Genomic DNA, 13,581 nt, shown 5'->3' with positions numbered 1-13,581 from the left:
TTTCCTCACGCTCCCTGATGGCCTGTCTTTCCGCTGCTAGGCTGCGGCAGGAACCCGGTTTGGACAAAATAAGTAAGGTAAGTGCTCATCAAGGACCTATCCAGCTTCGGACAAGTCACACCGCTTCCCTTCAAGCCCTGATGAAGATGGGTGCAATCGTAGACAACCTGGAATTCCGATATGCCGTCCCCCCAGTCGCCTTCGAGGAGCGGCAGAACCGCCTTCGCCGCATGATCTCCGGACTCGGCCGCCGCCTGTAAGATCCGTTCGTGCCAAATCCCGTAAGGTACCGTCCGAAGAGCATAGCCGTAGTCGGTAAGGCTATCGATCACCTCGCTCCATGTGGTCCGCGTCGGATTCACGAGATGGTACGCGCGGCCGTCCGGCGTTTCCGCCCCCGACAGATGCACAATCGCCCGAGCCGCAAAATCCGCCGGCACGATCTCCAGCTCCGCTTCCATAGCGGGAATGAGCCCGAACTGCAGCGAGGCTTTGATGATCAGCCACATAAAATCGCTCGATTGGCAGCGGCCCGTTACGCTGTCTCCCCAGATACGGCCCGGTCGGTAAATGAGCGCGGGCAGCCCGGAGCGAGCTGCTTCCAGTACCATCCGCTCCGCAACCCATTTGCTCTGGGTATAACCAAGCCTAAGGTCTTCGGGATGCTGCGGCAGGTCCTTCTCCATCAAAACGCCGTCCTTGATATCGCGTCCCGAGAACACATGCGTGGTCGAGACGTAGTGAAGCGTTTTGAAACGCCCGGTATTCGCCAGCCGGATCATTTCCCGGGTTCCCAGAACGTTCGCCGCCTTGTGCTCGACATAAGGCGCGATAAAATGCACCATGCTGCCGTTGTGATAAAGGGCGTCCATCTGCCCGGCCAGCCGCTCGAAGGCCGCTTCGGACAACCCCAGCCTCTCCTGCCCGAGATCGCCGGGAATGACCCTAACACGCTCCGAGACTGCTTCGTCGCGAACCCCGTATTTGGCAAGATTGGTTTGCAGCCGCCGCATGGCCTCCTCTTCGGAACGGCCGCGGACAAGACAGAAAATATCGGCTCTCGTGCTTCGCAGCAGCTCGCGCAGCAGGAAGGCTCCGAGGAAGCCCGTGGCTCCGGTCAGCAAAATATTTTGCACAGGTCTGCTCGCCTGACCGGCCGTTCCCGGATTGCGGATGGCAAACGGAAGGCTGCTCTCGCTCCATAAATCAAGTCGCGAAGCAACAAGCTCTCCCTGACCGCTTTGGATAGCTTCAATCGTGGTGCCCATCCACTCGATGGTTGGCGTCTCAAACAGCACGCGCAGCGGAATTTCGATGCCGAGCTCGTCGCGCAGCTTGAAAATAAGCTGGGTGGCGAGCAAAGAGTGGCCTCTCAGCTCAAAGAAGCTGTCCATGACGCCGATTTGCGGGATACCCAGCACGCTGCTCCAAAGCTCGGCCAGCCGCCGTTCCAGCGGAGTACGGGGTTCGACATACGGATTTTCCAGCTCCGGACGTTCGCGGCCCGGGGCCGGCAGCGCCGCCCTGTCGATTTTGCCGTTGGAAGTAAGCGGGAACGAACGTACTGTAACGCAGGCGGACGGAATGAAATAATCCGGGAGCCGCTCCTTCAACAGGCTGCGCAGCTCCGGACGGAGTCCGCCGGGCGCTGCAAGCTTCACGGGCCGGTTGGCGTATGCGCCCCATTCTTCGCTTCCCTCCGATTTTCCGCTTCCCGTCTGGACGATTCGTTTGTTCGGTGACAAGTCCCGACGAGTACAGAGCACATCGAATCGGTCTTCCCGGCCGGGTCCCGCCCAATGGATCGCGATATCGTAAGGAAGGGAACGCTCCAGCTCGACAAAGGCCATAGGATCGACGGCGTCTTCTCCCACCTCTTCCAGAAAGCCCCGCAGCCTGGCGTTGGGGACGCCGCGGATCGCAACGGCTTCCGCGCCTTGTCCGGCCAGCTTTTGCAGTGCGCTTTCCGCATCCCGAACGGAGCACCATGGAAGCATGAGCGGTTCAACCGTCCGCTGTTCCGAGGCGCTTAGGCGCAGCAGGACATCGTAGCGAAACCGTGTCAACTCGTTCCAGCGGCTTCCGCGCTTCCACTGAATTTCGGCCTGGGCAATCTGCGGCTTTCTCTCGGCCAGCTTTACAAAAAGCTGCGGATCGAGAAGCAGCTCATGCTCGCGCTCCATCCGTTCCTTCACCCGGGAGCTTCGTTCTTCCGGCGTGAGCGCCCGCCTCGCCTTGAACTGCTCCACCGAATAATAAAAAGCTTCCTGCAGCGGCAAACTCCGCACATCCCCGATAAACACGACGCCTCCGGGACGAACGGCTCGTACGGCGGCATCGAGCACCACCAGGAAATACTCCACGCTAGGGAAATATTGAATGACCGAGTTGAGTATGACCAGATCATAAGAGCCCGGTTCTATTCCCTCCGTATGATGGGCCGGCTGCTGCCGGAGCCTCACCTGCGGCAGCTTCTCCGTCAGCGTCTCCAACCGCCGGATGGCCGTTAACGAAATGTCGGTTCCCATGTAATGCTCGCACACCGGCGCCACCCGGAAAAGCAGCAGCCCCGTTCCGCAGCCCAGCTCCAGCACCCGCTTCGGCTTCGCGTCGAGCAAGTGCTTTACCGTCGCGTCCACCCACTCCCGCATGTCCTCGGCAGGAAGAGGCCGGCCATCGTATAGGCTGTTCCAACCGGCGATATTGAAATCGGCGGCTTCCGTATCCGCTCCGTTTTCATAAGTTTGATCGAATACATGCTCCCATTGCTTCGTTATTTCCACATCGTGGTCATCCGCTTCCTTCTCGATGAGATAGGCTACCAGCTGCGGATGACCCATGGCATCCTGCTTGACGGCCACTACGGCATCGCGGACGGCAGCATGCTGTTTCAACGCCGCTTCGATTTCTCCCAACTCGATGCGAAAGCCGCGGATTTTTACCTGATGATCGTTGCGCCCGAGGAACTCCAGCTCTCCTGAAGGCAAGAGCCTTGCCTCATCGCCGGTTTTGTAAAGGGTGGCGCCCGGGATGCCGGAGAACGGGTCCGGGACGAACCGCTCGGCCGTCAGCTCCGGACGATTCAGATACCCCCGCGATACGCCTGCTCCTCCCACATAAATTTCGCCGGCGATGCCGATCGGCACCGGCTCGCGGTTGCGATCCAGCAGGTACAAGCTCAGATCGGGGATGGGAATCCCGATAGGGCTGCATCGCGTTTCGAGATCGGCCAGGGTCAGCGGTCTGTAGGTGACATGTACCGTAGTTTCGGTAATGCCGTACATGTTGACCAGTTGGGGCCGGGCATCGCCATGCCGTTCAAACCAGCATTTGAGCGTATGCATCTCCAACGCTTCCCCGCCGAATACAATATATCGAAGGGCTTCGAGCATATTCGGCGGCTGCCTCTCCTCGTGATGCGCCAGCTGGCGAAAAGCCGAAGGGGTCTGACAAAGGACGGTCACCCCTTCCGAATGCAGGAGCGCATAGAAGCTTTCCGGCGAACGGCTGACCAGGTAAGGAACGACGACAAGTTTGCCTCCATAGAACAAAGCGCCCCACATTTCCCACACCGAAAAATCGAAAGCGTGCGAATGGAAAAGCGTCCATACGTCGCTCCGGTCAAACCCGAACCAGGCCTGCGTCTCATCGAACAAGCGGACGACGTTCCGGTGCTCTACAAGCACGCCCTTCGGCTGGCCGGTCGAACCGGAGGTGTAAATCACATAGGCCAATTGTGCCGGATCGGCCCCGAGCTCAAGCGGGGTTTGGCTCTCCGCATCCGCGTCGAAATCATCCACGGCAACGGTCGGTACATCGAGATCGGGCAGCGTATCGAGAAGCGAAGCCTGCGTCAGCATCAAGGACAGCCCGGCATCGCCGGCGATATAAGCGATCCGCTGCTTCGGATAGGCAGGATCGAGCGGCACGTAGGCGCCACCCGCTTTGAACACAGCCAAAATCGCGACGACAAGCTCAAGCGAACGCTCCAGGTAGATGCCGACCCGGACTTCCTCCTCGATACCCAGCCGCCTAAGTCGGCGAGCCAGAGCATTGGCTCTTCCATCCAGCTCGGCATAGGTCAGCGAGCTGCCTTCATACGTAACGGCAACAGCGCCGGGTGTCAGAGCGGCCGCCTTTTCGAAGCGTTCGTGAATGCAGCTTGTGACGGGCTGCGGCGATTTGGCCGCGGCTCCCCACGTCAGCACCCGCCGACGCTCCTCCTCCGGCAATAAGGCCAGACGCTTCACCGGCAACTTGGCATTGGAAAGAATGCTGTCCGTCAACACCCGAAAGTGCGATGTCATGCGGACGACGGTTTCTGCGTCAAACAGCTCCGTCGAGTACTCGAAAAACCCGATCAGCTTGCCCTCGCTTTCCGTAAGCGAGAGCAGCAGGTCGAAGGGCGCCATCCCGTTGTGCACGGTAATCGGGGCCAGCTCCAGTCCGTTCAGCTGCGTCTTCGGAAACGGCGTGTTCTGAAAGACGAAACCCGTCTGAAAGAACGGCGACGAAACGCTCAGATCGCGGTCGGGTTGAAGAGCCTCCACCAAACGCTCAAACGGCACATCCTGCCGGGCGTACGCTTCCAGCGCCACACGCTTCACCTGGCGGAGAACCGCCGGAAAGTCGTCGTCCTCCCCAAGCTGCGAGCGCATGACGAGCGTATTGACGAAGAAACCGATCAAACCTTCAATCTGCGCCTGATTCCGATTGGCAATCGGACAACCTACCGAAATGTCCGGCGATTGGCCGTACCGATACAGCAGCACCTTCCACACGGACAGCAGCGCCATATAGAGGGTAGCCCCTTCCTCCTGGGCAAGTTGGCGCAAGCCCTCCGTCTGCGTTTCGGACAGTTCGAAGTAATGCCGCTCCCCCTGATAAGTCGGCACCGCCGAACGCGTTCGATCGTACGGCAGAGCCGCATCGGACCGCAGGCCGGTAAGCTGGCGCCTCCAATAAGCCAGCTGCTCCTCGTATTCTCCCGCCTCCATTCGCTTCCGCTGCCACTCCGAGAAATCCCCGTACTGAATCGGCAGTTCCGTCAGCGGCGAAGGCTTGCCCTGAGAATAAGCTTCATAAAGCAAAGCGAGCTCCCGCTGGAAAACCCCAAGCGACCACCCGTCGGAAATAATATGGTGCATGCATATCACGAGAAGGTGATCGTTCTCCCGCAAACGGATCAGTCGGGCGCGCAGAAGTTTCGAATGGGTCAAGTCGAATGGCTTCCTCGCCTCTTCCGAGAGCAGGCGGGCGGCTTCCACCTCCCGTTCCGCTTCCGGAAGGCGGCTCAAATCCGCAACCGGCAGCTCGCAGGCTCCGAACTCTTCGATTTCCTGGTAAGGGATGGCTTCCCGAACCGTAAATCGGGTGCGGAACACCTCATGGCGTCGAACGATCTCACTGAGCGCCAGCTTCAACGCGTCCGTGTTCAATTCGCCGCTTAAGCGCACGGCTCCCGGAATGTTATAGACCGGTGTCCCCGGAACCAACTGCTCCAAAAACCATATTCGCCGCTGAGCAAACGACAGCGGAAGCGGGCCCCTCTGCTCGCGCGGGCCCATTTTCCCCGTTGCGGCGCTTCCCTTTTTCCACTTTTCGAGCAGGGCCCGTTTGGCATCGGATAGATTGCCGCCAGATGGCGATGCGCTTTCAATGGACACCTTCTGTCACCCTTTCTGTTTCATGATCGGAGCCCTATAAAAGCTCGCTGACTTGTTCCTCCGTCATCGCTTCCAGCTTTTCGATTAACAGCATTTCAATGGCCTCGGTAACCTCGGCGACCGTCGGATGCTCGAAAAAAAGCTTCAGCGGGAATTCGATCGGAAACCGGCTGTTCACCCACGAAATCACTTGTGTAGCCAGCAAAGAATGGCCGCCAAGACTGAAGAAATCGTCATGAATGCCAATCGGTTCCATACCGAGCAGCTCGGCCCACGCGTCCGCAAGCTGCTGCTCCATGTCATGGCGAGGAGCAACCAGCGGTACCGTCAACGCCGGACGGGGGCGGAGCGCCAGATTGCCCTTATCCGGGCCTGCCTGCTCTGCCTGCCGGCTGTGGCTCTGTAAAGCGTAGGCCTGCCGAGCAGCAAAGTCAGCCGTTGAGACAAGGCAGTGGGAAATATTTCCACATGTCATCAGCTTCGTCCATAACCGGACTCCTTCCTCGGGACGAATGGCCAGTCTTGCCAGCTCGCTTACCCTTCCTTCCCGATCGGAGACGGGGCCCGAGGCCCAGGCATCCCATTGAATGCAGCGCCAGCGTGAATCCGTCAGCTCGTTGTGCCTGCGCACGAACGCCTCCGTATAAGCAGCCGCAGCGGCATGAAGCGATAAACCCAAGCCTCCGATCTCGGAAGCAATCGAGGACTGGATGAGGCAAAATTCCGGCCGATGCGGCGACAAAGCCCGCTCCAGCTCGTCCAAGCCCCGCGCCGTCCGGTCAAGCTCGACTTCGGCGGCCTGCCAATCCAGTTCGCTCGCGGCTGTAAAAGTCATTTCTTCCGAAGACCAGTCCGCATAGAGGACGCCCGTAATCTCCCCGTACAGAGCTGCCGCTTCGTCGACAGCCTCTGTCAGTGCCCTCTGTTTCGAGGCCGCAATGGGGACAAAATGAACCTCCGCCCCCAGCTCCTCCAGCCGTAGAGCATGAGCTACAGCCTGCCGCACCTTATCGCCGGCAGGTAATTCGCCCTCCGCAATCGCAGGCCAGACGGCCTTGTCCGGCATGACCGGCTGCTCATTTATGATGACGATCCGCCTAAGCCCCGGATCGGGCGACGGTTGAACCAGATATTGAGCGAAAGCTTGCACTTTTCGATCGAACGGGCCGATGAGAAGATAGGTACCGGCGACCTGCACGGTTTCGTTTTCCTCAACAGGCCGCTTAGCATGTACAGGCTCGTATTCGAGCATCCACCGCTGACTCCCGCGATAGATGCGCGGACTTCCCGCCGGGGCGGACATAAAGTCCTCCAAAATGGCGTCTGCCATGGCCTCTGCCTGAGAACGTCTGTTCGGCATGAGCGCATCGGCCAGATGAAACGCGGCCAGCGCATGCTCCTGCATCCAGACTTGGCCAAGCCCGGCGACCATCATCCGTTCGGGCCGAACGTCCGTTTCTCCCGCAATATTATAAAGACCCTCTGTAACGACGCATAAATGGGTGAAATTTCCGCTGGCAACGGCATGAGCCTGCAGCGCTCTGGACAGCTGCAAAAAACCGGTCACACCGCCAAAGGAGGAATCCGCTCCCATCCACGAGCAGCATGAGCAGAGAACCCGCATCGGTCCTTCACCCGCAGCCAGAGCATCAAAGAGCAGTGCGTACTGTTCAGGCCGGGCCGGGTTCAAGCCGTACAGCCGCTCGCTCAGCTGTTCGAAGCCCGAAGATTCCCGGACCCTAACGATAGGCTGGCTGGCATGCTCAAGCCGCTCCGCCAGCAAATCCATCCAGCCTCCGCGTCCCTCCTCGAATACAATCCATACCCCGCTGCGCTCCTTGGGACGCCACGTGGAGATAGCCGTCGTCGGACGGAACACGGGCTCGTAAAGCCATTGCTCCGGCTCCAATCGCTCCAACCCGCGGCTGCGAACCGCAGCGGCTGAAGCAGAAGTCAGGCGCGGTTCGATCCAATACCGCTGACGCTCGAACGGATACGTCGGCAGCTCGACCCGGTTGCGTACCCGGCTGCCGTGCAGCGCTTTCCAGGCGATGCTTTGCCCGCCACTCCACAGCTCCGCCACGCTTTCCAGCCACTGCCGCCGCTCTCCGGCTCCGGTTCCGCCCGGCGGCAGCGTGCGCACGCCGCGGTGCTCCGCTCCCCAGCGGACCGACTGCCGCATCAAGCTCGTCAGCGTCTGGCCCGGGCCCACTTCGATCACCACCGCATTCGGGTAACGCTCCAGCACACGCTCCGCATTTTCCGCAAACCTGACCGTGCGCCTCGCGTGGGACACCCAATACGCCGCGCTTCCTGCCTGCTCCGCCGTGATCCAATCCCCCGACTCGTTAGACACGAAAGGAATTCGCGGCGCGCCCAGCTTCACCCGCGTTAGCGCCGCTTCCAGCTCGCTCAGCGCCGGCTCCATCCGCGAGGAATGGAACGCCCCGCCTGTCCGCAGCCTTCGGCATTCGATTCCCGCCTGCCGCAGACGGGCCGTCAGCTCTTCCACCTCTTCGGCCGCCCCCGTCACCACGCTCATCCTCGGGCCGTTGACCGCCGCGATTTCCAGCGTTCCCTTCAATTGCTCCGTCAGCTCCGCTGCATTCGCGCCAACCGCCGCCATCACTCCCGCTTCGCACCGGTGCATCAGACGGCCGCGGGCGCTCACCAGCTCCAGCCCTTCCTCCAGGCCGAATACTCCGGCGATACACGCCGCCGTATACTCGCCTAGACTATGCCCGATCAGCGCAGCCGGCTTCACGCCCACGCTCATCCACAGCCGGGCCAGCGCATATTCCGCCACGAACAGCGCCGGCTGCGTCAGCCACGTCTCCTCGAGCCGCTCCACTTCGAAGCCTTCCCGTCCCAGCAGCGCATCCCGCACGTCCATTCCCAGATGCGGCATGAGCAGCTCGGCGCAGCGGTCCACCGTTTCCCGGTACACCGGCTCCTGTGCGTACAGCTCCGCGCCCATGCCAACATATTGGCTCCCTTGTCCTGGAAAAGCGAAGACGACGGGACGCTCTCCCGCTTCCGCCAGACCGGTGCGCACCGCTCTCGCGTCTTCGCCCCGCAAAGCGTTCAGCGCCTGCTCCGCGTTACCGCACACGGCGCTCCAGCGGTGGCCGAACGCCTTGCGGCCCTGCTGCAGCGTGAACGCCGCGTCGGAGAGCTTCACCGACGGTTCCGCCTCCAGGTGCGCCGCCAGCCGTTCGCGCATCGCCTGCAGCGCCGACGGCGTCCGGGCCGACAGCACCAGCACTTCCTCGGCCGCTGCAGTGTCGGAAGTACGCTGTGCAGGGGCTACTTCCACGATGACATGCGCATTCGTCCCTCCGATGCCGAAGGAACTGACCCCTGCCCGGCGGGGCTGTCCCGGACTGCCGCCGGTCCACGGCCGGGCCCGGTCTACGACGTAAAACGGGCTGTTTGCCCAATCGACCGCCGGGTTGCCCTTCGTATAATGCAGGCTTGCCGGAAGCAGGCCGTTGCGCAACGACAGCGTAACCTTGATCAGGCTCGCCACCCCGGCGGCCGCATCCAGATGCCCGACGTTCGTTTTGACCGAGCCGATCCCGCACCTAGGTCCGTCCGTGGATGGGCCGAACACTTCGGTCAGCGCCGCCAGCTCGATCGGATCGCCCAGCGGCGTCCCTGTCCCGTGGGCCTCGACGTACGAGATGCTCTCCGCTCCGACGCCAGCGGAGTCCAGCGCCATCCGGATCACTTCCGCCTGTCCCCCGATGCTTGGGGCCGTATACCCGACCTTACGCCCTCCGTCGTTGTTGACCGCCGATCCTTTGATCACCGCATGAACCGTATCTCCGTCCCGCAGCGCCTCGTCCAGCCGCTTGAGCATGACGACGCCTGCACCGTTGGCAAAGACCGTGCCGTCCGCTTCCGCATCGAACGCTTTGCACGAGCCGTCCGCCGAAACAATGGAGCCTTCCCGGTATACATATCCCGTTGTCTGCGGCACTTTTACCGTAACGCCTCCCGCCAGCGCCATATCGCATTCGCCTGCAAGCAGCGCCTGCGCAGCGGTATGTACGGCGACCAGTGACGTCGAGCACGCCGTCTGCACAGTGACCCCGGGGCCATGAAGATCCAGCTTATAAGCTACCCGGGTCGCAAGGTAACTCTCCTGGTTCGCCGTGCTCGCCGCAAACATGCCTGCCGGGTCCGCCGGGTCAAGACGCGGAAGAAGCGAACACAACAGATAGGTGCTCTGCGTCGTGCCCGCGTAGACACCGATCGCCCCTTCGCTGCTGCCGGGAGCATACCCGGCCCGTTCCAGCGCTTCCCATGCGCACTCCAGAAACATCCGGTGCTGAGGATCGAGCATTTCCGCTTCGCCCGGCGTGTATCCGAAAAATGCGGCGTCAAATGACTCGATCCCTTCCACCTTCCCGCCGCAGTTTACAAAATGTCGGTCCGCGCGCATCCGTGCGGGGACTCCCGCGTTCTCCAGCTCCTCCTTCGAGAAGCTGCGGATTCCGCACTCGCCCTGGAGCAGATTCGTCCAGAATGCCTCGATCCCGTCTGCGCCGGGAAAACGGCCGGACATGCCGATAATGGCGATATCCGCCGAATCGTTCGGCAGGCCTGAATACTCCGCCGAGGCTGAGCTCCGTTTGCGTGCGCGGTGGGAGCCGCTATCGGCGCTTTGACCCGCCAAATGGCCCGCCAGCTCGGCCACCGTCGGGTATTGAAACAGCTCGACGACGCTCAATTCGCGGGACAGCTCCAAGTTAAGCCGATCCCGCACCTCGATCAGGAGCAGGGAATGGCCGCCGAGATCAAAGAAATTATCGCGAAGGCCCACGCGGTCCGTTTGCAGCGCCTGCCGCCAGACCGACGAGATGCGCCGCTCCATGTCCGTGGCCGGAGGAACGAATCCGGGAGAGGCAGAGGCGGAAGCTTCCGTCCAAGCCGGGAGTGACCGGCGGTCGATCTTGCCTGTTGCCGTAAGCGGCAAAGCCTCCAGCGGAACGAATAAGGCCGGAACCATATGCTCGGGCAAATACTCGCGCAAATATCCGCGCAGCCCGGCCGGGTCCCATCGTTCGTCTTCCTGCACCACATAGGCGACCAGGCGCTCGGCTTTGCCGTCCTTCTCCGCAGCGGCAACCACGGCGTTACGCACGGCCGGATGACGGATCAGGACCGATTCAATCTCGCTCAACTCGACGCGCATGCCGCGAATTTTAATTTGCTGATCCCGTCTGCCTTCGAAAAGAAGCGTGCCGTCCGGAAGCCTCCTGCCGATATCCCCGGTCCGGTATAAGCGCTCGCCCGGGCCCATAGCGAACGGATCGTCGATAAACCGCTCCGCCGTCCAATCCGGACGATGGAGGTATCCTCTCGCCAAGCCTAAGCCTCCGACGCAAATTTCGCCGGCCACTCCGGGAGGCACGAGCTGACGCCGCTCATCCACAAGACATATCCGCATATTGCGCAAGGGCCGCCCAATCGGCACACCTGCGCCTTGGGGCGGCGCTGTCATCGCGTGATAGGTCGCGTCCGCCGCCACTTCCGAGGAGCCGTAAATGTTGATAAGCGCTCGTCCCGGCAGCAGCTCGAAGAATCGCTCGCACAAAGCTTGGGGAAGCGCTTCTCCACTGACGGACCAATAGCGCAGACGCTCCAGGAACTCTTTTCGACGGGCGCAAGCTTCGAGCACGACCCTCAGCAGCGAGGGAACCATCACAATGCGCGAGATGCGGTGCTTGGCCAAGGCATCCACCAGCACCTCCGGATCCTGAAGAGCCGTCTGCGGCAAAATAACGGCCGGCACTCCACGCAGGAGCGGACCGAACGTCTCGGCCACCGCATCCACAAACGTAAGCGCCGCCTGGTGGCAGCAAACCTCGTCTTCGGCATACGGATACGTTTCCCATCCCCAGCGAAGACGGTTCAGGATTCCCCTGTGCAGACCGACGACTCCTTTGGGGGCTCCCGTAGACCCCGAGGTAAAAATGACGTAGGCCGCGCTATCCCCGTGAACATCGGGGGCCGGAGGATTGTGATCGTACCGTTCCGGAAGCTCCCCTAACGAATCCGCCTTCAGAAGACGGTAATCCCCCGCGGGCACCTTCGCCGCGAGAAAAGATTGAGTCACCACCAAGGGCGCTCCGGTCTCCTGCAAAATCAGCCGCATCCGCTCGGCGGGGTACCCCGGATCAAGCGGCACATAAGCGCCTCCCGCTTTGAGAATGCCCAACAGCGCGGCTGTCCGCTCGATTCCCCGCTCCATGCAAACGCCGACGAAAACTTCGGGCGCGACGCCGGCGGACAAAAGCTCCCATGCGATCCGGTTCGCCATCCGGTTTAACATCCCGTAGGAGACGTGTCGTCCGTCTTCTATCAAGGCTGTGCGGTCTTCGCCGGATTGAACCTGCCGGTCGAACAGCTCCAGAAGGGAGGCTTCCTCATCCTCGGCCGCCATCACCGGGCGGTGCCAGTCTTCCAGCGCCTGACGCTCCTCTTCCGGCGTCAAGAGCGGCAGAGTGCCGATCGGGCGAAGCGGATCGTCCGCGGCGGCGGCCAACAGAACGCGGTAACGCTCCAGCAGCCTTTCCGCCGTTTCCGCGTCAAACAGGTCCTTTCGGTATTCCAGCACAACGGACAGCTCCGATTCCGACTCCTCCACATAGAGGGTCATATCGAATTTGGCGGACGATCCTTGCACGCCTATTGGAGATAACCGCAGTCCGGGAAGGTCCGGGAGCGACGCCGGGACCGTCTGGACCGCCATGACCTGAAACAGCGGGGACGCATCCAAAGAACGCTGCGGCTGAAGCTCTTCAACGATCCGCTCGAAAGGCACGTCTTGATGAGCCAAAGCTTCGACCATCGTATCCTTCACCTGCGAGAGCAGGCTCTGGAAGCTAAGCTCCCCGGAAACGCGCACCCGCAGGGCAACCGGATTCACAAAGAGTCCGACGACACCGGCCGTTCCGCTTTCATTCCGGTTGGCCGCCGGACAGCCGAGAACGATGTCCTCTTGGCCTGTATATCTGGCAAGCAGAGCGTAAAATCCGGCCAAAGCCGTCATAAAAACGCTCGCTCCCCGCTCTCTGGCCAGTCCCTTGAGCTTTTCGCCCACCTCCCGGGGCAGCTTAAGCGGTACCATGGCACCGCTTGTCGACTGCACGGCTGGCCGCGGACGATCGGTAGGCAGAGCCAGCAAAGACGGGCTGTTGCGAAGCTTTTCGCTCCAATAAGACAGCTTCCGCTTGAATACGTCCTCGTCCAACGCTTCGCGCTGACGCTGTGCATATTCCCCATAGGTAAACGGTAGAGGAGCCAGCTTGGGCATTTCTCCCCGCACGTAAGCCCGATAGCACGTTTCGATTTCACGGATGAGCAGCCCTTGGGACCAGCCGTCGGAGATCAGATGGTGCAGGGTCAGCAGGAGTACGCCTTCTTCTTGGTCCAGCAGCACCCAATGGGCCCGCACCAGCCGATCCCGGGCGATGTCAAAAGGCTTTTCCGTTTCGGCCTGAAGAATCCGGACCAGCTCCGCTTCCTTTTCTTTCGGGTCCCATGAACTCAAATCCGTTTCCGGCAATGGAAAGGAAACGATGTCGGCAGGCGGGTCCACATGCTGTGCCGCTTTTCCGCTCTCGCTCCGAAATCGGGTACGCAAGCTCTCGTGCCGCCGGACGAGATGCCGCATGCATTTTGCGAACACCTCCCGGTCGAAGGCTCCGTCCATGCGGATGGCCGTTGTGATAAGGTAAGCCGTATTGCCGGGTGCCATCTGTTCCAAAAACCACAGCCGCTGCTGCGGCAGGCTAAGGGGGTACTGCCGCGACTGCGTCTCCCGCTCCTGCAGCAGACGCGCCAACCGAAGACGTTTCTCGTCCATACTGCGTTCCATAGTTCCCACTTCCCATCCATTCGTCTC

At 61.2% G+C, this 13,581-nt stretch carries 2 protein-coding genes; both read right to left on the bottom strand.

Annotated features, from left to right (window positions below; all coding sequences use genetic code 11):
- Positions 1-5 precede the first annotated feature (5 nt).
- Positions 6-5,666, bottom strand: a complete 5,661-nt coding sequence (locus NI000_RS30105; protein WP_253415054.1) for a non-ribosomal peptide synthetase — start codon at positions 5,664-5,666, stop codon at positions 6-8.
- A gap of 34 nt (positions 5,667-5,700) precedes the next feature.
- Complete coding sequence (locus NI000_RS30100; protein ID WP_253415053.1) at positions 5,701-13,554, bottom strand: non-ribosomal peptide synthetase/type I polyketide synthase; 7,854 nt, start codon at positions 13,552-13,554, stop codon at positions 5,701-5,703.
- Positions 13,555-13,581 lie beyond the last annotated feature (27 nt).

This window comes from Paenibacillus tyrphae, assembly GCF_024158745.1.
Lineage (GTDB): Bacteria > Bacillota > Bacilli > Paenibacillales > NBRC-103111 > Paenibacillus_G > Paenibacillus_G tyrfis_A.
This window is presented reverse-complemented; position numbering and strand designations above follow the sequence as displayed.

Bases quoted from the DNA above. Each gene is read 5' to 3' on its own strand.
- NI000_RS30100 (WP_253415053.1), bottom strand. From the start codon at position 13,554: ATGGAACGCAGTATGGACGAGAAACGTCTTCGGTTGGCGCGTCTGCTG.